Annotated in this window: 19 protein-coding genes; 10 read left to right on the plus strand and 9 right to left on the minus strand. The window is 61.9% G+C overall.

Annotation, left to right across the window (positions count from 1 at the left end; all coding sequences use genetic code 11):
• Window positions 1–95: 95 nt before the first annotated feature.
• Complete coding sequence (gene codA, locus KGA96_RS08690) at window positions 96–1340, plus strand: cytosine deaminase (RefSeq protein ID WP_046042820.1); 1245 nt, start codon at window positions 96–98, stop codon at window positions 1338–1340.
• A 111-nt stretch (window positions 1341–1451) separates the two neighbouring features.
• Here codA and KGA96_RS08695 read toward each other — a convergent pair whose 3' ends face one another.
• On the minus strand, window positions 1452–2444 hold the full coding sequence (locus tag KGA96_RS08695; RefSeq protein WP_223512390.1) for a diaminopimelate epimerase: 993 nt from the start codon (window positions 2442–2444) through the stop codon (window positions 1452–1454).
• 165 nt (window positions 2445–2609) lie between these two features.
• Here KGA96_RS08695 and KGA96_RS08700 point away from each other — a divergent pair, with 165 nt between their 5' ends.
• Complete coding sequence (locus tag KGA96_RS08700) at window positions 2610–3761, plus strand: MFS transporter (protein WP_046042823.1); 1152 nt, start codon at window positions 2610–2612, stop codon at window positions 3759–3761.
• Between the two features lie 38 nt (window positions 3762–3799).
• On the opposite strand, the gene KGA96_RS08705 is transcribed toward KGA96_RS08700, so the two are convergent.
• The 3 genes from KGA96_RS08705 to KGA96_RS08715 all read right to left on the minus strand — a co-directional run bounded on the left by KGA96_RS08705 (window position 3800) and on the right by KGA96_RS08715 (window position 7846).
• Window positions 3800–6223, minus strand: coding sequence for a TonB-dependent siderophore receptor (locus tag KGA96_RS08705; protein ID WP_223512392.1), 2424 nt, complete (start codon window positions 6221–6223; stop codon window positions 3800–3802).
• Between the two features lie 98 nt (window positions 6224–6321).
• Entirely contained in the window at window positions 6322–7305 is a 984-nt protein-coding gene (locus KGA96_RS08710; RefSeq protein WP_223512394.1) for a FecR family protein, read from the minus strand.
• Between the two features lie 40 nt (window positions 7306–7345).
• Entirely contained in the window at window positions 7346–7846 is a 501-nt protein-coding gene (locus KGA96_RS08715) for a sigma-70 family RNA polymerase sigma factor (protein WP_223512397.1), read from the minus strand.
• Window positions 7847–8079: 233 nt separating this feature from the next.
• Here KGA96_RS08715 and tynA point away from each other — a divergent pair, with 233 nt between their 5' ends.
• Window positions 8080–10368: a primary-amine oxidase gene (tynA, locus tag KGA96_RS08720; protein ID WP_223512401.1), complete on the plus strand. Its 2289-nt coding sequence runs from the start codon at window positions 8080–8082 to the stop codon at window positions 10366–10368.
• 79 nt (window positions 10369–10447) lie between these two features.
• On the opposite strand, the gene KGA96_RS08725 is transcribed toward tynA, so the two are convergent.
• Both KGA96_RS08725 and KGA96_RS08730 read right to left on the minus strand, forming a co-directional pair.
• Window positions 10448–10756 carry a cupredoxin family copper-binding protein gene (locus KGA96_RS08725; RefSeq protein ID WP_223512405.1) on the minus strand — a complete coding sequence of 103 codons (309 nt, stop codon included), beginning with the start codon at window positions 10754–10756 and terminating at the stop codon, window positions 10448–10450.
• A 14-nt stretch (window positions 10757–10770) separates the two neighbouring features.
• The gene (locus KGA96_RS08730; protein WP_223512407.1) at window positions 10771–11739 is read right to left on the minus strand and encodes a metallophosphoesterase family protein; all 969 of its coding nucleotides are present in this window, start codon (window positions 11737–11739) and stop codon (window positions 10771–10773) included.
• A gap of 155 nt (window positions 11740–11894) precedes the next feature.
• On the opposite strand from KGA96_RS08730, the gene KGA96_RS08735 reads away from it, so the two are divergent.
• The gene (locus KGA96_RS08735) at window positions 11895–12407 is read left to right on the plus strand and encodes a sigma-70 family RNA polymerase sigma factor (protein ID WP_046042830.1); all 513 of its coding nucleotides are present in this window, start codon (window positions 11895–11897) and stop codon (window positions 12405–12407) included.
• A complete protein-coding gene (locus KGA96_RS08740) occupies window positions 12400–13137 on the plus strand; it encodes an anti-sigma factor family protein (RefSeq protein ID WP_223512409.1) in 738 nt (245 codons plus the stop codon). The genes KGA96_RS08735 and KGA96_RS08740 overlap by 8 nt, the downstream gene beginning before the upstream one ends.
• A 32-nt stretch (window positions 13138–13169) precedes the next feature.
• Here KGA96_RS08740 and feaR read toward each other — a convergent pair whose 3' ends face one another.
• From feaR to paaY, 3 genes are all read right to left on the minus strand, one after another.
• Window positions 13170–14084 carry a transcriptional regulator FeaR gene (gene feaR, locus KGA96_RS08745; RefSeq protein ID WP_046042832.1) on the minus strand — a complete coding sequence of 305 codons (915 nt, stop codon included), beginning with the start codon at window positions 14082–14084 and terminating at the stop codon, window positions 13170–13172.
• 101 nt (window positions 14085–14185) lie between these two features.
• Window positions 14186–15109, minus strand: coding sequence for a phenylacetic acid degradation operon negative regulatory protein PaaX (gene paaX, locus KGA96_RS08750; RefSeq protein ID WP_008003007.1), 924 nt, complete (start codon window positions 15107–15109; stop codon window positions 14186–14188).
• Between the two features lie 67 nt (window positions 15110–15176).
• The gene (paaY, locus tag KGA96_RS08755) at window positions 15177–15773 is read right to left on the minus strand and encodes a phenylacetic acid degradation protein PaaY (protein ID WP_223512412.1); all 597 of its coding nucleotides are present in this window, start codon (window positions 15771–15773) and stop codon (window positions 15177–15179) included.
• Window positions 15774–16121: 348 nt separating this feature from the next.
• Here paaY and paaF point away from each other — a divergent pair, with 348 nt between their 5' ends.
• Genes paaF through pcaF form a run of 5 tightly spaced genes read left to right on the plus strand, consistent with a single transcriptional unit; the run spans window position 16122 to window position 20905 of the window.
• Window positions 16122–16895: a 2,3-dehydroadipyl-CoA hydratase PaaF gene (gene paaF / locus KGA96_RS08760; RefSeq protein WP_046042834.1), complete on the plus strand. Its 774-nt coding sequence runs from the start codon at window positions 16122–16124 to the stop codon at window positions 16893–16895.
• A 51-nt stretch (window positions 16896–16946) separates the two neighbouring features.
• Window positions 16947–17738 (plus strand): 2-(1,2-epoxy-1,2-dihydrophenyl)acetyl-CoA isomerase PaaG, encoded by a 792-nt coding sequence (gene paaG, locus KGA96_RS08765; protein ID WP_046042835.1) that lies wholly within the window; start codon window positions 16947–16949, stop codon window positions 17736–17738.
• Between the two features lie 3 nt (window positions 17739–17741).
• Entirely contained in the window at window positions 17742–19265 is a 1524-nt protein-coding gene (gene paaH / locus KGA96_RS08770) for a 3-hydroxyacyl-CoA dehydrogenase PaaH (protein ID WP_223512414.1), read from the plus strand.
• Complete coding sequence (gene paaI, locus KGA96_RS08775) at window positions 19252–19701, plus strand: hydroxyphenylacetyl-CoA thioesterase PaaI (protein ID WP_046042837.1); 450 nt, start codon at window positions 19252–19254, stop codon at window positions 19699–19701. The genes paaH and paaI overlap by 14 nt, the downstream gene beginning before the upstream one ends.
• Entirely contained in the window at window positions 19694–20905 is a 1212-nt protein-coding gene (pcaF, locus tag KGA96_RS08780) for a 3-oxoadipyl-CoA thiolase (protein ID WP_223512416.1), read from the plus strand. Before paaI ends, pcaF begins: the two co-directional genes overlap by 8 nt.
• Window positions 20906–20958: the final 53 nt, after the last annotated feature.

Consider the following 20958-nt stretch of genomic DNA (forward strand, 5'->3'; position numbering starts at 1 on the left):
ACAAACCCGCTCCCACATTTTGAACTGGCGGGATTCGCCGCAGGCGAGCTAACGTAAAGGTATTGCCTAAACGATTCGCCAAAAGGATCTGCCCGATGCACATCATCAACGCCCGTCTGCGCAATCAGGAAGGCCTGCATGAGTTGAACCTGGAAAACGGTCTGATCAGCAGCATCGGCCGCCAGATCGAAGCCCCGACCCTGGGCCCTGACGATCTGGACGCCGGTGGCAATCTGGTAGTGCCGCCCTTTGTCGAGCCGCACATCCACCTCGACGCCACCCTGACCGCCGGCGAGCCGCGCTGGAACATGAGCGGCACGCTGTTCGAAGGCATCGAGTGCTGGGGCGAACGCAAGGCGACCATCACCCAGGAAGACACCAAGGCCCGGGCCAAAAAAACCATCCAGACCCTCGCCGCCCACGGCATCCAGCATGTACGCACCCACGTCGATGTCACCGACCCGCAACTGACCGCGCTCAAGGCCATGCTCGAAGTGCGCGAGGAAAGCCGGCACCTGGTCGACCTGCAAATCGTCGCGTTCCCTCAGGAAGGCATCGAGTCCTACCGCAATGGCCGCGAATTGATGGAAGAAGCCATCCGCATGGGCGCCGACGTGGTGGGCGGTATACCGCATTTCGAGTACACCCGCGATCAGGGCGTCAGTTCGGTGAAGTTCCTCATGGACCTGGCCGAACGCAGCGGTTGCCTGGTGGATGTGCACTGCGACGAAACCGACGACCCGCATTCACGCTTTCTCGAAGTGCTCGCCGAAGAGGCCCGCAGCCGCGACATGGGTTCGCGGGTCACGGCCAGCCACACCACGGCCATGGGCTCCTACGACAACGCCTACTGCGCCAAGCTGTTTCGCTTGCTCGGGCATTCGGGGATCAGCTTTGTCTCCTGCCCCACCGAAAGCATCCACCTGCAAGGTCGCTTCGACAGTTTCCCGAAACGCCGGGGCGTGACCCGGGTCAACGAGTTGCTGGAAGCGGGCATGAACGTGTGCTTCGGCCAGGACTCCATCGTCGATCCGTGGTATCCGCTGGGCAACGGCAACATTTTGCGGGTGCTCGAAGCCGGCCTGCACATCTGCCACATGCTCGGTTATCGCAACCTGCAAAGTGCGCTGGACCTGGTGACGGACAATAGTGCCAAAGCCATGAACCTCGGCGATCGCTATGGTCTGGAGCGCGGGCGGCCGGCGAACCTGCTGATTCTGTCGGCGGAAAGTGATTACGAGGTGATCCGCAGCCAGGGGTTGCCGCTGTACTCGGTGCGCGATGGCAAGGTGTTGATGAAGCGGACGATGCCGGTGGTGGAGTTCGCTGGTCTGAGCTGAAATTTGCGTTTACCGGATTGGCCCCATCGCGAGCAGGCTCGCTCCTACAGGTTTTGTGAACGACATGTAACCACTGTAGGAGCGAGCCTGCTCGCGATGGCGATATCAAAATCAATCGATAACTCGAGCCGTACCAAACAGGCTGACCCGACTCAACTCCCCCTGCTCCTCCTCCAACAAGATCGGCGCCGTGCCACCCGGCATCGTCACCTTGACCTCCCCGGCGCTCACCCAACCAACCCGCCAGGCCGAACTGGCCACCGCGCTGGCACTGGTCCCCGATGACTCCGTCGGCCCCTCGCCCCGCTCGAATACTCGCGCGGCGATGTGCCCTTCGGACAAACGCATTGCCCATTGCAGATTGATCCCCGCCGGACAAGGTTTGCCTGCACCGACCGGCATGGCGTAAGCAATCCGCGTCAGCCCCTCACCCAGCACCGGCTCGCGCATCTGCTCGTTGCTCGGCAGATCCCCGGCACTTTCCACCAGCGTCACGCAATGGGGATTGCCGACCCGCGCGAACTGACTGCGCGACCATGCGCTATTGAGTGCCGACAACTGTTCAACGTGGCTGAGTTCACGACCGTTGAGCACCGCTGCTTCAACCCCGTGAGCACTGACCGCCGACGGCCCGAATCCCGGCTGGCCCAGATCGAGCCAGAACCCCCTCACGCCCTCGACCTCTGCGGCTTTCACTGAAGTCTGCCCCGGTGACGGCGTGTCAGACTTGTCGTGGTGAACCCTGAGCAGACAGGCTTCGTTCTGCGGCAACAGCCCTTGATCGCTGAGGGCCTGGGAAAAAATCGTCAGCCCGTTGCCACTGCGCTCGGCCAGGGTACCGTCGGTGTTGACGATCAACAGATCAAAGGGAGGCGACGACTGAAACGGTCCGACCAGCAAACCGTCGCTGCGATGATCCTTGCTGCCGGACGGTTGAGTGCCTGGAGCCCAGCTGCAGCAAGCCTCGATCGCGGCTAGCGTCCAGGCTTCGATGGTTTGCGCTGCCTGGCTAGCCTGATCGGGCAGGTCGATGCCCTGGCGGCGCAGTTCTTCTGGCGCTACCACGATGTAAATGTTGCCCCGTGCATCGTACCGCTGCGCCATGGCGCCCTCCGTGTGTCATTGGAATGGCTCAACATATCGCGAAAAACAGCGGCGCTGTGCAAGGATGTCGCCCTGTTTGACCGTAAAACTTTCCGGGCACTGATCGAACCCTCACAGGCCGATCACTGTCCGTTGAGGACGCGACGCTTTTTGCCAAGGATTGTTATGACCAGCCTCAACAGCCAAACCACTTTCGTTCCCGGCCGCCTGGAACAGATGTCCACGCGCATCGCCTTTTTCATCGCCGGGGTCGGCATCGCCGCATGGGCACCGCTGGTGCCCTATGCCAAGGCCCGGGCCGGACTGGATGAAGGCACCCTGGGATTGTTGCTGCTGTGCCTGGGGGTAGGTTCGATCCTGGCGATGCCGGTGGCCGGGATCCTGTCCACACGTTTCGGCTGTCGGCGGGTGACGGCTGGCGGGACCCTGCTGATCTGTGCCGCCCTGCCGCTGCTGGCAACGGTGTCGTCGATTCCGGCCCTGATCGCCGCGTTGTTCATGTTCGGCGCGGGGCTCGGCACCGTGGATTCGACGGTCAACCTGCAAGCGGTGATCGTCGAGCGCGCCAGCGGCAAAAACATGATGTCGGGTTTCCATGGCCTGTTCAGCCTGGGCGGGATTGTCGGTGCGGCAGGTGTCAGCGGATTGCTTGGCCTGGGGATTTCACCCCTTGGGGCCACGCTGGTGGTGATTGTGTTGCTGCTGATCGCACTGGCCAAGGCCGTGCCGCATCTGTTGCCCTACGGCAGCGAGAGTTCGGGACCGGCGTTTGCGGTGCCCCATGGCATCGTCCTGTTCATCGGCGGCATGTGCTTCATCGTGTTTCTCGCCGAAGGCGCGGCGCTGGACTGGAGTGCGGTGTTCCTGACACAGGAACGTGGCATCGACACGGCGTATGCGGGGCTCGGTTATGCGGCGTTTGCCCTGACCATGACGGCCGGGCGTTTGACCGGTGACAAAATCGTGCGACGGCTGGGCGCGACACGGGTGATTGTGTTCGGCGGGCTGACAGCCGCCGCAGGCTTGTTTCTGGCGACGTTCGCGCCAAGTTGGGAGGCGGCGCTGGTGGGTTATGCGTTGCTGGGTGCCGGTTGCTCGAACATTGTGCCGGTGCTGTACACCGCGGTCGGCAAACAGACGGTCATGCCCGAAAGCATCGCCGTGCCGGCCATTACCACCCTGGGTTATGCAGGAATCCTGGCAGGCCCCGCCGTCATCGGCTTCGTCGCCCATGGCAGCAGCTTGAGCTTTGCCTTTGCCTTGATGGCGGTGTTGCTGGTGGCGGTGGCCGTTGGCGGGAAGGTGTTGAAAGTCTGAATTGTGGCGAGGGGGCAAACCCCCTCGCCACAGGTGGGTTAGAACCCGACACTGGCCTGCACAAAGAACGTGCGCGGCGCACCGACGTACATCCCCGAGTTGTTGTCGCTGGAACGGGTGAAGTACTGCTTGTCGAAGATGTTTTTCACCCCCGCCCCCAGTTTCAGGTTCGACACCTGCGGACCGAAGTCATAGCCGCCACGCACGTTCCAGGTCACGTAACCCGGAATGTCACCGAACTGCCCGTCGGCGGTGCCTTCGGTGATGTAGTTGCCGTTGAAGCTGCCATCGGCGTTCACGCCGGTGCCCGGCGAGCGCTGCTTGGACTGGGCGAACGCATCGACGTTATAAGTCCAGCGGTTGATGTCGTAACGCAGGCCGGCAGTGGCCACCTGACGGGAATAGAACGGCAGGTCACGCCCCTTGAAGCCCGGGATCTCGCCTTCGTAGGTGGCGCGGGTGTAGGTGAAGCCGGCGTTGGCGGTCAGGCCGTCAAGGCGTGGGTCCAGCGCGGCCAGATCGTAGTGCACCGAGGTTTCGATGCCCTGGTGCTTGGTCGCGCCGAGGTTGGTCCAGCCCACATCGTTGCTGATGTATTGCAGTTCGTCGTCGAAGTCGATGTAGAACAGCGTCACCTCCCCGCCCCACACGTCATCGTTGTAGCGCGTACCGATTTCGTAGGTCTTGGCCTTTTCCGGCTCCAGGCCGTTGGCGGGCTCATTACCGATACCGCCCTGCCCCAATTGGAAATACTGCAGCGCGCCGAACGAGGTTTCGTAGTTGGCGAACAGTTTCCACGCATCGGACATGTGATACATCACGCTCAAGGCCGGCAGCGGTTCGTTACTTTCGATGCTGCGTTTTTTCTCCGGCACCCGTTTACCGGCGTTATCGAGCACCGGGCGGTCGTGCCAGTCGGTGCTGATGTGCTCGAAGCGAATGCCCGGGGTGACGGTCCAGTTGCCAACGTCGATCTTGTTGTCGACGTAGACCGAATTGGCCTCGGTTCCACCGGTGCGGTCCTGATAGACATGGCCGTCCGCCCCCGGACGCACGACCGGCTGGTTGTTGACCAGCGCCACTCGGCTGGCCTCTTCGTGCATGGCCTCTTTCAGATAGCGATAACCGACGCTGACTTCCTGGGTGGTCGGGCCGACATCGAAGACATGGGACACCCGTGGCTCGATGCCGAAGGTGTAGTAGCTGCGCGGATAGGAGTTGAGTGTGCTCAGGTCCCGCGAGGCGATGGTGCTGCCACGGAAACTGTCGGTGTAGTAGGTCAGCACTTCGGCCTGGGTGCGATCGTCGATCTGCCGCGCCCACTTGAACGACACATCCTTGCGGCGGCCGCTGAAGTTGTCGTAGTCGCGCACCGACTGGAACGGGTCGGCGTCGTATTGCGCCTGGTTCAGGCCGCCGGGCATGTCGGCCTTGGCGTCGTAGTAGTGGAAATTGAGGCTGAAATCGTCGACATCGGTCGGCGCCCAATGGGTCTTGAGGATCACATCGTCGATGTCGTTGCCGTTGTTGCTTTCACGGTAACCGTTGCCGTTCACCCCGGAGTACAACAGCGCCACGCCCATGCCGTTGTCGGCGGTGCCGCCCATGAACGCAGTGTCGATGTGCTTCCAGCCACCGTGCTGCGAGGTTTCCAGGGTGGTGCCGATTTCAGCCGAGGCTTTTTCCGGGATCGCACGGGTCACGAAGTTGATCACGCCGCCGACGTTTTGTGGTCCGTAGCGAACGGAGCCAGCACCGCGTACCACGTCGATGCTGTCGAGGTTGCCGGAGGAAATCGGCGCCATGGACAGTTGTGGCTGACCGTAAGGAGCGAACGCCGCCGGGATGCCGTCGATCAGCACAGTGGAGCGTGGCGACAGGCGCGAAGTCAGGCCGCGCACGCCGACGTTGAGGGAAATGTCGCTGCCACCGGTGCCGTTGGCGTCCTGCACTTGCACGCCCGGGACGCGTTTGAGTACATCGCCGACGTTCATCGCGCCCTGCTCGACCATGGCTTCGCGGCGCACCACCGTTCGTGCGCCGGGGTGGTTCTGCACCACGGCGGCATCGGCATCACCGAGCCAGTCGCCGACCACCTTGATGTCAGTCACGCCCAGTTCCAGTGGGCCGTTGGCCGCCGAAGTCGGCGCCGGCATCAATGTCACTGAACCTTCATCGATCTGGTATTGCAGGTCGCTGCCTTGCAGCAACTGGCGCAGCGCGTCTTCCGGGGAAAGGTTGCCATCCACCGCCGGGGCCTGCTTGCCGGCAACCAGTTCAGGGCTGAAGAACACCTGAAGCGAGGTTTGCTGGCCCAACTGACTCAGGGCTTGTCCCAAAGGTTGCGCCGGGATGCGGATGCCGTCGGCGGCAAAGGCCTGGGGCAGCGCAATACTGACCGCCAGCGCGAGGGCCAGCGGCAACCAGGGGAGTTTGTTGTTTTTAGCGGTGGAGTTTTTCACGTCGAACGTAATCCTGAGGATCGCAAGAGTGTGCGCTTGTTAATGCAAACCAGTTGCAGTTGAACAGGAAGACGATGAACTCGAAAAAAACCTGAATTTTATTTTGAAATTATTTCCTGGCTGCCATCGCCAAGGGTGCGCACGGCCACTGGCAGGATGCTCGGCAAGGCCTTGAGCAACGCATCGGTGTTGTCGGACTTGAACACGCTGGTCAGGCGCAGATCGCCCACCGCTGCGCTGGCGACCTTGAGCGGCTTCTGGCGATAGCGCGAGACCTGCTCGGCGACATCGGCCAGGCTGGCGTTGTTGAACACCAGTTTGCCGCTGCGCCAGGCGGTCATTTCCGCCGGGTTGACGGCGTAGGCGGCGGCAACTTTGCCCTGGGTATCGACGTGGGTGCCAAGGCCTGCCGTGAGATTGATGAAATCGTTATCGGCGGCGTCGCGCCCTTGAACCTTGACGGTGCCCTGCTCCACCACCACCCGGGTTTCGCTGGCGCCATGGCGCACGTCGAATCGGGTGCCGGTGACCGTGACCTTGCCGCTGCCCGCCTCGACCACGAAAGGCCGACGGGTGTCATGCTCGACGCTGAACATCGCTTCGCCTTCGCTCAGTTCAACGTGGCGTTGACCCTTTTCAAAGCGCACCTGGATCCGGCTGCGGCTGTCCAGATCCACCACCGAGCCGTCTGGCAACGCCACATGGCGGCGCTCATTCAGGGCCGTTGAAAACTCGGCGGTGTAAGGCGCCGGATGATTCAAGCCGCTGAACCAGCCCAGGCCAAGCGCCACCGCGAGCACGCTGGCGGCCACCGCATAGCGCAACACCGGACGACGCTTTTTCAGGGCTGACGAGGTTTCACACAGGGCCCGCAAACGCGCCGCCGGCACCAGGTCGGCGGCGCTCCACAAGCCCTGGAGCACTTCGAATTCGTTTCGGTGTTGAGGGTGTTCGTCCAGCCAGAGCTGGAACTGGCGCCGCATTTCGACATCCGCAACAGGCTCCTGCAAACGCACAAACCACTGCGCCGCGTCATCGCGAACCGCTGTTTGCCCGCACGCGCAATCACGAGTATCCATCATGGAAGTTCCTGTTTGGCTGGGGAGGAGAAGGCGCGACCGGTCATGACTGCAACCCGTCCAGGCGATCGCGCAGATGCCGAAGCGTGCGGATCATATACTTTTCCACCATGTTCCTGGACAGCCCCAGGCGTTCGGCGATTTCGGCCTGGGTCAGACCCTCGATTTTCTGCCAGACAAACACCTTGCGACAGTTGACCGGCAGCTCGGTGAGCGCCCGCTCGATGGAATCCGCCAGCTGGATCGCGTGCATGAAATGCTCCGGGTCGCCGGTCGGCGACTCACTGAGATCGATCGCCTCCGACTCCATGGCGCCCCGCCGGTCCTCGCGCCGATAACCATCCACGGCGATGTTGCGTGCGGTCTGGTGCAAATATGCCCGGGGCTGCTGCACCACCGCCGAATCGGACTCAAGCACCCGCACGAAGGTATCGTGGGCCAGGTCCTCGGCCTGCTGACGATTCCTCAGGCGACGGGTCCAGGTACCAACCAACTCTTCGTAATGCTCGAAAAAGCCGTGTCTGCGGGGCAGCTTGAGGGTCATTGCGGCGTGCTGTGGAGACGAAGCGCAAATAGTAATGCGTCCTATTAACTTGAAGCAATGGTTTGCGTCTCCCGTACCGGGCACTTTGTCCGCTTGCCATTGTGCATTTCGTCAGGAAAGCTGGATTGCGGCACGGAACCAAAGAAATCTGGCAGGCATTCAAATGCAGCCATTGACGGGTTGTAACAAAGTGCAGAAATGCCCGTAACCGGATTTTCCCCAGGAATTCCCACATGTTCAGCCCCAAAGCATCGCCCAAAAGAACACCGCTTGCCCGCCTGGCCCTGGCCATCACCCTGAGCGCCCTCGGTCTGCCTTTCTGGGAGGGCAATGCCCAGGCCCACGGCGGTCAAGCCGAAATGGTGCCGCTGCAAGCGGGTCTTGAAGAGTTTGGCGCCACGGTGAAATGGGACGACTACGCCAATCTGTTCACCATTGCCAAGGACGGGGTCTACCTCAAGGTCAAGCCCGACAGCAAAGTGGCGATGCTCAACGGCAAGCGTATCGAGCTGAAGGTGCCGGTGGTGTTCAAGGACCATACGGCGTTCATGTCCAAGGACTTTATCAACCAGGTGTTCCAGTCCGGGCTGGACAATACCTTCGTCGTCGAGACCCGCCCTAACCCGCTCAACCCCCTGAACGCGGCTGAAATCACCACGGCCGTGGACATCGTCAAGAAATCGGAAAACTACAAGCCCGGCTTCCGCTTCACCGAAGTCTCGGTCAAGGAGCCGCCGAAGGATCAGGTGTGGAACTTCGTCTTCACCGGGCAGAACGTCACCCAGCGGCGTGAGGCTTCAATCGTGGTGCTCGACGGCAAGCACGTGATCGAAGCCCTGGTCGACCTCGACACCAAAGAACTCACGTCCTGGAAGCCGATCGAAGGCGCCCACGGCATGGTGCTGCTGGACGATTTCGCCACGGTGCAGACGGCTGTGGAAACCAGCCCGGAATACGCCCAGGCCCTGGCCAAGCGCGGCATCAACGACGTGAAGAAGGTCGTGGCCACGCCCCTGACTGTCGGTTACTTCGACGGCAAGGACGGCCTGGCGCAGGACAAGCGCCTGCTGAAAGTCGTCAGCTACCTCAACACCGGTGACGGCAACTACTGGGCGCACCCGATCGAGGGTCTGGTGGCGATTGTCGACCTGGAACAGAAAAAACTGATCAAGATCGAAGACGAAGCGCTCATTCCGGTGCCGATGAAACCGACGCCGTATGACGGGCGCGGACGCCAGGGCGTAGCAGTCAAACCGCTGGAAATCATCGAGCCCGAGGGCAAGAACTACACCATCAGCGGCAACAGCATTCACTGGCAGAACTGGGACTTCCACGTTCGCCTCGACTCGCGGGTCGGCCCGATCCTGTCCACCGTCACCTACGAAGACAAGGGCAAGAAACGCAAGATCATGTACGAAGGCTCGCTGGGCGGCATGATCGTGCCTTACGGCGACCCGGACGTCGGCTGGTACTTCAAGGCCTACCTCGACTCCGGCGACTACGGCATGGGCACCCTGACTTCACCGATTGCCCGTGGCAAAGACGCCCCGCAAAACGCCGTGCTGCTGGACGCGACCATCGCCGACTACACCGGCGCACCGACGGCAATCCCGCGCGCCATGGCGGTGTTCGAGCGCTACGCAGGCCCCGAATACAAACACCAGGAAATGGGCCAGCCCAACCTCAGCACCGAACGTCGTGAACTGGTGGTGCGCTGGATCAGCACCGTGGGCAACTACGACTACATCTTCGACTGGGTCTTCCAGCAGAACGGCACCATCGGCATCGACGCCGGCGCCACCGGCATCGAAGCGGTCAAGGGTGTGAAATCCAAAACCATGCACGAAGACACCGCCAGGGAAGACACGCGCTATGGCACCCTGCTGGATCACAACATCGTCGGCACCACGCACCAGCACATCTACAACTTCCGCCTCGACATGGACGTGGACGGCGAGCAGAACTCACTGGTGGAAGTGAACCCGGTGGTGCTGCCGAACGACCGTGGCGGCCCGCGCACCAGCACCATGCAGACCGAAACCAAAGTGGTCGGCACCGAGCAACAGGCGGCGCAGAAATTCGACCCGTCGACCGTTCGCCTGCTGACCAACTCCAGCAAGGAGAACAAGGTCGGCAACCCGGTTTCCTATCAGCTGATTCCTTATGCCGGCGGCACGCACCCGGTGGCCAAGGGCGCCAACTTCGGCCAGGACGAATGGCTCTATCATCGCCTGAGTTTCATGGACAAGCAGTTGTGGGTGACGCAATACAACCCAGAGGAAAAGTACCCGGAAGGCAAGTACCCAAACCGCTCGGACAAAGACTCGGGCCTGGGGCAGTTCACTCAGGACAACCACTCCATCGAGAACACCGACGATGTGGTCTGGCTGACCACCGGCACCACCCACATCGCCCGCGCCGAAGAGTGGCCGATCATGCCGACCGAGTGGGTACATGTGCTGTTAAAGCCGTGGAACTTCTTCGATGAAACGCCGACGCTGAACCTCAGCGCACCGAAGTAAACAGGTCATACACAACCCCTTGTAGGAGCGAGCTTGCTCGCTCCTACGGGGTTACATCGTCTTAAGGTGAACCATCCGCTTATTGGCTGACCACAATCTTCCCCAGCATCTGCGGATGCAGCGCACAAAAATACTCAAACTCCCCCGGCGTATTGAACACCCAGGAATAACTGTCTCCGGTATCCAGCGCCCCGGAGCGAAACAGCTTGTGGGTTTCCGCCACCGTGTGCGGGATCTCGTCGTCGTTTACCCACGTGACTTTGGTGCCCAAGGCCACGGTCAGATCCTTGGGCCCGAACATGAATTCCTTGATATCGATTTTTACCTCATTAGCCCATACAGGCATCGACAACATCAGGCAGACAGCGGCCAATAATCGCGTTTTCATCCCAGTCCCCTCCGTCAAACCAGTGTCGAATCGATCAGCGCCAGTGGATGATCACCCTGGGTCGCTCGCACTTCGGTGACCCCCAAATAATTGCGCAGTTGATCAGCCGCCACGGTCATCGGCCCCGGCGTCGGCGCCGCGCCCGGTGCGGGTTGTGGATAAGCCGTGCCGCGAGCAGTGTGGAAGGTGATATTGCCTTCGACTTTCTGGATGACCTGATGGATGTGCCCGTTCAACACCGTTACCGAACCGTACTTGCGCAGCATGGCAATCGCCTGATCGCCATCCTCGGTACCCCAGCCCCACGGCTGATAAATCGTCCACAACGGAATATGGGTAAACACCACGATGGGCGTGCTGCTGCTCACGGCTCGCAAGTCATCGGCCAGCCACGCCAGTTGATCGGCACCAAGGGTAGCTTCATGGCCGGCCTGGAAGTTGAAGACATTCACCAACGCAATGAAATGCACGCCGTGGTCATCGAAGCTGTACCAGCCATTGCCTTTGGTGCCCTTGCCGTAACGTTCCAGATAGAGCTTGCCGCCGCCTTCGTCGAGGGTGTCGTGCTCGCCCGGCACGTAGTGCACGGGGGACGGCAAGCCTTTGAGCAACTGGGCGGCGGTGTCGAACTCCTCGGCTTTGGACAGATGGGTAATATCGCCGGTATGCAGGATCAACGACGGCCGTTTCGGCAGGGCAACGACTTTGTCTATAGCCACCTGCAAGGTCTTCAGAGGTTCCGGATTGGCCTCCTTGTTGAAACCGATGTGTGAGTCGCTGATCTGCACAAACTGGAACGTGCTGGCGAGTGCCTTGGGGTCGGTGACGTTACCCGCCTGATCCAGAGCGAAGGCCCTGGGAATACCGCCACTCAAGGCCCAGATCACGCCAGCCCCGGCCCATGCAGAGCACTTGAGCAGCGTTCGACGGTCAGGGTTCAACGGGCCGTCGGTACGTCGTTGGTGTTTTGAATGAATGTCCATCGGTAATCCCTCGCTGGAGAACTACAGTGATGTAGCTGACACGAGGTAAAAACCTGGCGGGACAGGTCTTTATTCCCTGTCGAAAATATATTTTTTCCTCGGGAATAAAACGCAACGCTTCACAGTTATAGGGATGGGACAGTGCGGAAACCACTATGACGCGATTTGAGGAACTGTTTGCGCCCCACCTGGACGCCGCCTACAACCTCGCGCGCTGGCTCACCGGCAACGACAGCGCCGCGCGCGATGTCGTGCAGGAAAGCGCCCTGCGGGCGTTCAGATTTTCGCAGCGCTTCGCCGATGGCAACGCCAAGGCCTGGTTCCTGACCATCGTGCGCAACGAAAGCTACACCTGGCTCAAGGCTTCGGCCGGCCACCATTGGGTCGCCATCGGCGATGAACTCGCCGAAGACGACAAGGCGCTCAGCCACAGCCAGACCCCGGAACTGCTGGCCATCCACAGCGAAAATGCGGCGCTGATCCAGCAAGCCCTGTGCGCCCTGCCGCCGGCGTTTCGCGAGGTGATCGTGCTCAAGGAACTCGAAGACATGCCCTACAAGGACATCGCCCTGGTGGTCGACATCCCCATCGGTACCGTCATGTCGAGGCTGGCCAGGGCTCGCGCCATGCTCACGCTCGAACTACTGAAGTTGTACGATCATGAATGAACTCGACTGCACGGTTTGCCAGACGCTGATACATGGCTATCTGGACAAGGAACTCGATTCGGCGACGGCCGCGAATGTGTCCGGGCATCTGGCCGAGTGCGTTGCGTGTGCGCGATTGCATGATCAGACGAAGCTGCTGATGGCCGGTGTGAAACAACGAGCGCCGTATTACGCAGCGCCGGCGTCATTGACTTCCCGGGTGTTCGCCCCTGAACCCCCATCGGTTGGCGTCGTCGAGCGTTGGCGCAAATGGTTCGCACCGGTTTTTTCAGCGACGGCGCTGGCCTTGGCGATGGTGCTGTATGTGGCGACGCCGGGCAGCGAACAGCCATTGATGGATGAGGCGGTCTCCAGCCATGTGCGTTCGCTGATGGGCGAGCATTTGAACGATGTGGTGTCGTCCGACCGCCACACCGTGAAGCCCTGGTTCACTGGCAAACTCGACTTCTCGCCGCCGGTCTTCGATTACTCGGCACAGGGGTTTCCGCTGCTGGGAGGGCGGCTGGACTATCTGCAACATCAGACCACGGCGGCCCTGAGTTACGGGCGGGCCATGCACATCATCAATGTTTTTATCTTGCCCACGCCTGAGACGGACAAGCCACGGCAAAGCCTGACGATCCGAGGTTTCAACGTGGTGTCCTGGCAAGAAAACCACATGCGCTTTGTGCTGGTGTCCGACCTGGAGAAAAGTGAGCTGGAGGCGTTCAGCCAGTTACTCAAGCCGTAGCATTTTTTCACCGAAGCAAGAGCAAAAAAACCTCAAGCATGCCGCTTGCGATACTCCCCCGGCGCAATGCCGAAGCGCGACTTGAACGCGGTGGAAAAGTAGCTCGAATCGGAAAACCCCCACGAATACCCCAGCACCGACAACTTCTCCTCCTTGCCCGAGCGGCGCAGGGATTCGGCGCACAAATCCAGCCGACGGTTCTTGATGTAGCGCGCCACCACCAATCCCTTCTTGGCAAACATGCGGTACAGGCCACGGGTGGACATGCCGACTTCCCGCGCCAGCCATTCCGGGCACAGGTCTTCGGAGCGAATGTTGTCGTCGATGCAGGTGAGCGTCTTGCGGAAGCTCCGCTCGTGGGAGTCGCTGCTGTCGTCGGTCTGGCTGATCGCCGGGCGCAGCAGGCTGACAATCGCCTCCAGGGTCGCTTCGCTTTCCTGTCGGGTCAGGTGCTGCTGGCGGGTGGCATCGAGGATCAGCCGGTGCGAGAGCATCGCAATGGGCGAGGTCGCGGCAATCCGGTGGCCGCACTTGACCTGATTGAAGCGCAGGGTTTGCTCGACCAGCTGATACGGCAGGATCAACGACAACTGCCGGGAGTTTTCGCTGTAGGTGAAGTCGCTGGGCCGCGCGGCATCGATCAGCGTGATGTCGCCGGGGGACAGCAAGACCTTGTCGTCGCCCTGGGCCATGCCCGCCGTGCCGTCGAGCTGGAACACCGCAAAATACTTGCCGCCCTCGCCCGCCGCGACTTCCTGGGGCGTACGGTACAAACGCGCCTGGCACACGTCGACAAAACTGAGCTTGAGCGCATCGCTCTGGTATTCGCGGATGCGCCCGGCAAATTCGCTGCCCAGGGGTTGTGCGTTGAAGGCGCCACAGATCTGGTTGATCTGATGGATCCACTGATCGAACCCATCATGGCGCTGTGCTGTTGTAGAAATCATGTCAGGCCTCACGCAGGCTTATTTTTATTGTCTACGTCAATCCACACGACATCGGATGCTTCGAGTCTCCTGAACCGCACCATTCCCTGAACAATGACGTGCTATTTCAGTCCGCCAAAACGCCGATAGAAGCTTTCACCCACATCCGGCAACGGGCCGTCGGCCGTTTCCAGCGCGGCGTTCAGCCATTCTTCGGCCTTGGCGTAGATCAAACGGTAAATGTTGCGGCACAACTGGCGGGCGGCGCGGCCTTCCCAATCGCCGGGCAACAACTCGTCCGGCAGTTGCGGGTCGCGCAGCAGCAGCTTGCGGTACTCGTGGATCAGCAGTACCCGCGCCAGGAAGCAGTCGGCCGGTTGCAGGTTTTCCTGCTCGCGCAGGGCTTGCCACAGCGGCCGGAACAGCTGGATGAACTCGCTGTAGTGCGCGGCCAGTTCCTCGATGTTCCAGCTCTCTCGCACTTGCAGGCGCAGGGCCTTGGAGGCCAGTACGTCCTGGGCGGTGGTTTCGAAGACGATGGTGTCTTCCTGGACGCCGAGGTCGAGCAGGGTCGCGTTGACGTCGGAACGGTCGCTGCGCGGACAGGCCAGCACCACCGGCGAAATCGCGCCGAAGCCTTGCCACTCCAGTTCCTCGCGCACCTGCTTGCGTTTGTCCTGGGTCAGTTGCGAGAGCATCACCAGGCACCAGGAACCATCCCAGGCCGGCATCGTGGTGCTGTAGACCCGCTTGAAGGCCTTGTCGAAACGCCGGCGACCGGTGCCGGTCAGGCTGTAATAGCTACGGCGACCGACCTTCTCGGCGGTCAGCCAGCCTTCCTTGGTCAAGCGAAAAATCGAGGTGCGGATCAGTCGTTCATTGATGCCGATGGGTTCGAGCAACTGAATCAGGCTGCCCAGCCAGACGGTGCCGCCATGGGGTTCGATGGCATCCCCGTACAACGTGATGATCAAGGAACTGGCGCGGATCGGCGTCTGCTCCTGGAAGCGGGTAATCAGATGGTTCAAGGGAGTCAGGGACGACATGGGCGTTCCGTACGAAAAAAGAAAAGGAATATACCGAATGCCGCAATCCCTGTGGGGAAAGGGGTGATCACAAAGTACTGCCTTTCGGCCGCAACCCACTGTCGCTGATCCGCGGGCGATCCGGCTCCGGTTCGCTCAGCGGTTCGCAGACCTGCATCTGCGTAAGGCAACGCTGGGCCAGTTGCTGATACTCCCGGGTGCCGGCCTGTTTCCACGCCACTTCCTGATCGCTGAGGCTGCGCTTGACGCTGGCCGGTGCGCCCATGACCAGCGACTGTTCCGGGCATTCGAAGCCGGCCTTGACGAACGCCGCCGCCGAAACGAATGAACGCGGGCCAATCCGGGCGTTGTCCATCACCACCGCATTCATGCCTACCAGCGCATCGGCGCCGATCCGGCAACCGTGCAGCACCGCGCCGTGGCCGATGTGGCCGTTGCGCTCGACCACGGTGTCGCTGTCAGGGAAACCGTGCATCACGCAGGTGTCCTGCAGGTTGGCGCCCTCCTCCAGCACGATCCGCCCGAAGTCGCCGCGCAGGCTGGCCAGCGGACCGATATAGCAATGGGGGCCGATGATCACGTCACCGATCAATACGGCAGACGGGTGCACATAAGCGCTCGGGTCAACCACCGGAGTCAGGCCATCAAGGCTGTAGCAGGTCATGGAAGCTTCCTTCACAAAGCGATGCAATTAATGACTCATTTTGTATCACATCACTTTTAACAGCACAAAGACTAAAAACCGTATCACTTGAAATGCACCTTTCCGACGAATGCCAGCACGCCTCAAAAATCGCCATAAAACCCAATGTTTTCTGGGCAAAACCCGCTATCACCCCCCCTTCACAAGAAAGCCAAAAAATCCAAACCAACACCAATAAGACACATTAAATCTATTTTCGTATTGTATTTACGTATCACGTTATAGCTATACTTTGGCAAAACCGGCCCCTGCGGCCGATCCAATAACGAGCCGGCACCACGCCGAGCGTACACCGTGAGAGCATCCGCCATGCCTCTGACCCTTGCCGTCGAATTGATCGAGCCTGGCGTCCGCCTGATTACCCTGCAGCGCCCGCAAGCGCTGAACGCCTTGACCACCGAGTTACTGGGCGAACTGGCCGCTGAACTGAACATCGCGCAAGCCGACCCCGACACCCGCGCTGTGGTCCTCACCGGCAGCCGCAAGGCCTTCGCCGCCGGCGCCGACATCAAGGAAATGGCCGAACGCAACCTGGTCGGCATCCTCGACGACCCGCGCCAGGCTTCTTGGCAAACCATCACCCGCTTCAGCAAACCGCTGATCGCCGCGGTCAACGGCTTCGCCCTCGGTGGTGGCTGCGAACTGGCGATGCACGCCGACATCATCATTGCCGGCGAAGACGCCCGCTTCGGCCAGCCGGAAATCAACCTCGGGATCATGCCCGGGGCCGGTGGCACCCAACGCCTGCTACGCGCCGTCGGCAAATCCATGGCCATGCAGATGGTGCTGACCGGCGAGCCGATCGACGCCCGTCAGGCCCAGCGCGCCGGCCTGGTCAGTGAAGTCACCCAACCGGAATTCACCGTCGAGCGCGCCCTGCACATCGCCCGCAGCATTGCGGCCAAGGCACCGCTGGCGGTGCGCCTGGCCAAGGAAGCGCTGCTCAAGGCCATGGACACCGACCTGGCCAGCGGCCTGCGCTTCGAGCGTCACGCCTTCACCGTGCTGGCTGGCACCCGCGACCGCGATGAGGGCATTGCAGCCTTCCAGGAAAAGCGCAGCCCGACGTTCACCGGGCAATAAAGCGGCCACTGACATCCGAATTCGAACGACTGCCAAGAGAACGCCAAGACCATGAACTTCGAACACATCCTGTTTTCCATCGACGCCGGCGTCGCCCTGCTCAGCCTCAATCGGCCGGACCAGCTCAACAGCTTCAACACCCAGATGCATGGCGAAGTGAAAGAAGCACTCAAGCTAGTGCGGCAGAACCCGGACGTGCGCGTTTTACTGCTGACCGGTGAAGGCCGCGGCTTCTGCGCAGGGCAAGACCTGAGCGACCGCAATGTCGCGCCGGGCAGCGCCGTGCCGGACCTGGGCGAGTCCATCGAGAAGTTCTACAACCCGCTGATCCGCCAATTACGCGACCTGCCGCTGCCGGTGATCTGCGCGGTCAACGGCGTGGCCGCCGGGGCTGGCGCCAACATTCCGCTGGCCTGCGACCTGGTATTGGCCGCGCGTTCGGCCAGTTTCATCCAGGCGTTCTGCAAGATCGGCCTGATCCCCGATTCCGGCGGCACCTGGACCCTGCCGCGTCTTGTTGGCATGGCTCGGGCCAAGGCTTTGGCACTGCTGGGCAACCGCCTGAGCGCCGAACAAGCCGAGCAATGGGGCTTGATCTACCAGTGTGTGGACGACGCCGGTTTGCGCGACGAAGCGCTGAAACTGGCCCGCCACCTGGCGACCCAGCCGACCTACGGCCTGGCGCTGATCAAGCGCAGCCTCAACGCCAGCCTGAGCAACAGCTTCGACGAACAGCTTGAGCTGGAAAAAGACCTGCAGCGCCTGGCCGGGCGCAGCGAGGACTACCGCGAAGGCGTCGGCGCCTTCATGGAAAAACGCACCCCAGTTTTCAAGGGGCGCTGAGTCATGACAGCACTGAACACCAACGCACGCATCGCCGTGATCGGCGCCGGGGCCATGGGTGCCGGTATCGCCCAGGTCGCGGCCCAGGCCGGTCATCCGGTATTGCTGCTGGACAATCGTCCCGGCGCTGCTGCTCAAGCGATTGAAGGCATTGATCGGCAACTGGGCAAGCGAGTCGAGAGCGGCAAGCTGTCCGCCGAATCGCGCAGCGCGACGATTGCCCGCCTGCAAGCGGTGGAAGCCATCGAAGTCCTGGCCGACTGCGACCTGATCATCGAAGCCATCGTCGAGAACCTCGAGGTCAAGCGCGCGCTGTTCCGCCAGCTCGAAGGCATCTGCGGCGAGCATTGCATCCTCGCCAGCAACACCTCGTCGCTGTCGATCACCAGCATCGCCGCGCAGCTTGAACATCCACAACGCCTGCTCGGCCTGCACTTCTTCAACCCGGCGCCGGTGATGGCGCTGGTGGAAGTAGTCTCCGGTCTGGCCAGCGATCCGGCACTCGCCGAGTGCCTGTACGACACCGCCAAGGCCTGGGGCAAAAACCCGGTGCACACCCGCTCCACACCGGGTTTTATCGTCAACCGCGTGGCCCGGCCGTTCTATGCCGAAAGCCTGCGGATGCTTCAGGAAGGCGCTGCCGACTGCCCGACCCTGGATGCGCTGATGCGTGAGGCCGGTGGTTTTGCCATGGGCGCGTTCGAACTGACCGACCTGATCGGCCACGACGTCAACTATGCCGTGACCTGCTCGGTGTTCGACGCCTATTACCAGGACACGCGCTTCCTGCCGTCGCTGATCCAGAAAGAACTGGTGGACGGCGGGCGTCTGGGACGCAAGAGCGGCCAGGGTTTCTACAGCTACGCCCAAGGTGCAGAGCGCCCGCTCGCGGCTGAAATCAGCAGCGATGCGAAAGTCGAGGTTTGTGCTGTGGAAGGCGATCTCGGTATCGCTAAAGGCTTGCTCGCACGCTTGCATGAACAAGGCGTCGAGATCGTCCAGCGCGATGGACAAGGTCTACTTCGCGTCGGTGACGCCGTGCTGGCCTTGAGCGACGGGCGCATGGCCTGCCAGCGAGCACGTGAAGACGGATTGCGTAACCTGATCCTGCTGGACCTTGCGTTCGATTACAGCAAAGCCCAACGCATCGCCATCAGCTACTCGAACGGCATTGATCCGCAGGCACTCGAACAAGGCGTTGCCCTGCTGCAACGGGCCGGCCTCAAGGTCAGTCTGCTCAGCGACAGCCCGGCCCTCGCCGTCCTGCGCACCGTGGCGATGCTCGCCAACGAGGCCGCCGACGCCCTGCTGCAAGGCGTGGCCTCGGCCGCCGACATCGACCTGGCTATGCGCGCCGGGGTCAATTATCCGCAAGGGCCGCTGGCCTGGGCCGATGCCATTGGCCTGTCGCACATTCTTGAAACGCTGGAAAACCTGCAAGCCAGTTATGGCGAAGAACGCTACCGGCCGTCGCTGCTGCTGCGCCGTCGCGTCGCCGAAGGGAGAACATTCCATGACCAACCATGAATCCATGACCCTGGCCAGTGAATGCGCGCAATCGCTGTTCCAGCGCGACGCCGCCAGCCAGGGCATGGGCATGCGCCTGCTCTCGGCCGGGCCCGGTTGCTCGCGAGTGGGCATGACCGTGCGCGCCGACATGGTCCAGGGCCACGGCACCTGCCACGGCGGCTACCTGTTCGCGCTGGCTGATTCGGCGTTCGCCTTTGCCTGCAACAGCTACAACGAAGCCACCGTGGCTATCGGTTGCAGCATCGACTACATCGCCCCGGCACGCCTGGGTGACACGCTGAACGCCGACTGCATCGAGCAGAGCCGTTCCGGTCGCACCGGCAACTATGACGTGCGCATCGAAAACCAGCAGGGCCAGTTGATCGCCCTGTTCCACGGCAAATCCTACAAAGTGCGCGGCCCGGTGCTGACGCAGGAGACCCCCAATGAATGACGCCTTGATCATCGACGCAGTCCGGACCCCGATTGGCCGTTACGCCGGCGTCCTGAGCAGCGTGCGCGCCGACGACCTCGGTGCGGTGCCCCTGCGCGAACTGCTGCGCCGTCACCCGCAAGTGGACTGGAACACGGTCGATGATGTGATCTACGGCTGCGCCAACCAGGCCGGCGAAGACAACCGCAACGTCGCGCGCATGTCGGCGCTGCTGGCCGGGCTGCCGGTCAGCGTGCCGGGCACCACCCTCAATCGCCTGTGCGGTTCCGGGCTGGATGCCATCGGCACCGCCGCCCGGGCCATTCGCAGCGGCGAAACCGGGCTGATGCTGGTCGGTGGCGTCGAATCCATGTCCCGCGCGCCGCTGGTGATGGGCAAGGCCGAGCAGGCGTTTTCCCGTGCAGCGGAGATCTTCGATACCACCATCGGCTGGCGTTTCGTCAATCCGCTGATGAAAAAGGCCTACGGCATCGACTCTATGCCGGAAACGGCAGAGAACGTCGCCGAACAGTTCAACATCTCCCGGGCCGACCAGGACGCCTTCGCCCTGCGCAGCCAGCAACGCGCTGCCGCCGCCCAGGCCAACGGACGTCTGGCCAGGGAAATCGTCGCGGTGGAAATCCCCCAGCGCAAAGGCCCGGCCAAAGTGGTCGAGCACGACGAACATCCGCGCGGCGACACCACCCTTGAGCAACTGGCCAAACTCGGCACGCCGTTCCGCGAAGGCGGCAGCGTCACCGCCGGCAACGCCTCCGGGGTCAACGACGGGGCCTGCGCCTTGCTGCTGGCCAGCCCGGAAGTCGCCAAACGCCACGGCCTGACCGCCCGTGGCCGGGTCGTGGCCATGGCCACCGCCGGCGTTGAACCACGGATCATGGGCATCGGCCCGGTGCCCGCCACCCGCAAGGTGCTGGAGGTGGCCAACCTGAGCCTCGCCGACATGGACGTGATCGAGCTCAACGAAGCCTTCGCCGCACAGGGTCTGGCGGTGCTGCGTGAACTGGGCCTGAGCGACACCGACCCACGGGTCAACCCCAACGGCGGCGCCATCGCCCTGGGCCATCCACTGGGCATGAGCGGCGCACGCTTGGTCACCACCGCCCTGCACGAGCTGGAAGAACGTAACGGCCGCTACGCCCTGTGCACCATGTGCATCGGTGTCGGCCAAGGGATCGCGCTGATCATCGAGCGTCTATCCCACTAAAGAATCGCGATTCCCAAGGAGCCGAGAGGTATCCTTGGGGCATGCACTCAAAG

Origin of the sequence: Pseudomonas sp. GL-R-26 (genome assembly GCF_019947365.1) — a bacterium.
Taxonomy (GTDB): Bacteria; Pseudomonadota; Gammaproteobacteria; order Pseudomonadales; family Pseudomonadaceae; genus Aquipseudomonas.

Excerpts from the sequence above, each read along its gene's own strand:
- codA (WP_046042820.1), top strand. The coding sequence starts at position 96 with ATGCACATCATCAACGCCCGTCTGCGCAATCAGGAAGGCCTGCATGAG.
- KGA96_RS08695 (WP_223512390.1), bottom strand. The coding sequence starts at position 2,444 with ATGGCGCAGCGGTACGATGCACGGGGCAACATTTACATCGTGGTAGCG.
- KGA96_RS08700 (WP_046042823.1), top strand. The coding sequence starts at position 2,610 with ATGACCAGCCTCAACAGCCAAACCACTTTCGTTCCCGGCCGCCTGGAA.
- KGA96_RS08710 (WP_223512394.1), bottom strand. The coding sequence starts at position 7,305 with ATGATGGATACTCGTGATTGCGCGTGCGGGCAAACAGCGGTTCGCGAT.
- KGA96_RS08715 (WP_223512397.1), bottom strand. The coding sequence starts at position 7,846 with ATGACCCTCAAGCTGCCCCGCAGACACGGCTTTTTCGAGCATTACGAA.
- tynA (WP_223512401.1), top strand. The coding sequence starts at position 8,080 with ATGTTCAGCCCCAAAGCATCGCCCAAAAGAACACCGCTTGCCCGCCTG.
- KGA96_RS08725 (WP_223512405.1), bottom strand. The coding sequence starts at position 10,756 with ATGAAAACGCGATTATTGGCCGCTGTCTGCCTGATGTTGTCGATGCCT.
- KGA96_RS08730 (WP_223512407.1), bottom strand. The coding sequence starts at position 11,739 with ATGGACATTCATTCAAAACACCAACGACGTACCGACGGCCCGTTGAAC.
- KGA96_RS08735 (WP_046042830.1), top strand. The coding sequence starts at position 11,895 with ATGACGCGATTTGAGGAACTGTTTGCGCCCCACCTGGACGCCGCCTAC.
- KGA96_RS08740 (WP_223512409.1), top strand. The coding sequence starts at position 12,400 with ATGAATGAACTCGACTGCACGGTTTGCCAGACGCTGATACATGGCTAT.
- feaR (WP_046042832.1), bottom strand. The coding sequence starts at position 14,084 with ATGATTTCTACAACAGCACAGCGCCATGATGGGTTCGATCAGTGGATC.
- paaX (WP_008003007.1), bottom strand. The coding sequence starts at position 15,109 with ATGTCGTCCCTGACTCCCTTGAACCATCTGATTACCCGCTTCCAGGAG.
- paaY (WP_223512412.1), bottom strand. The coding sequence starts at position 15,773 with ATGACCTGCTACAGCCTTGATGGCCTGACTCCGGTGGTTGACCCGAGC.
- paaF (WP_046042834.1), top strand. The coding sequence starts at position 16,122 with ATGCCTCTGACCCTTGCCGTCGAATTGATCGAGCCTGGCGTCCGCCTG.
- paaG (WP_046042835.1), top strand. The coding sequence starts at position 16,947 with ATGAACTTCGAACACATCCTGTTTTCCATCGACGCCGGCGTCGCCCTG.
- paaH (WP_223512414.1), top strand. The coding sequence starts at position 17,742 with ATGACAGCACTGAACACCAACGCACGCATCGCCGTGATCGGCGCCGGG.
- paaI (WP_046042837.1), top strand. The coding sequence starts at position 19,252 with ATGACCAACCATGAATCCATGACCCTGGCCAGTGAATGCGCGCAATCG.
- pcaF (WP_223512416.1), top strand. The coding sequence starts at position 19,694 with ATGAATGACGCCTTGATCATCGACGCAGTCCGGACCCCGATTGGCCGT.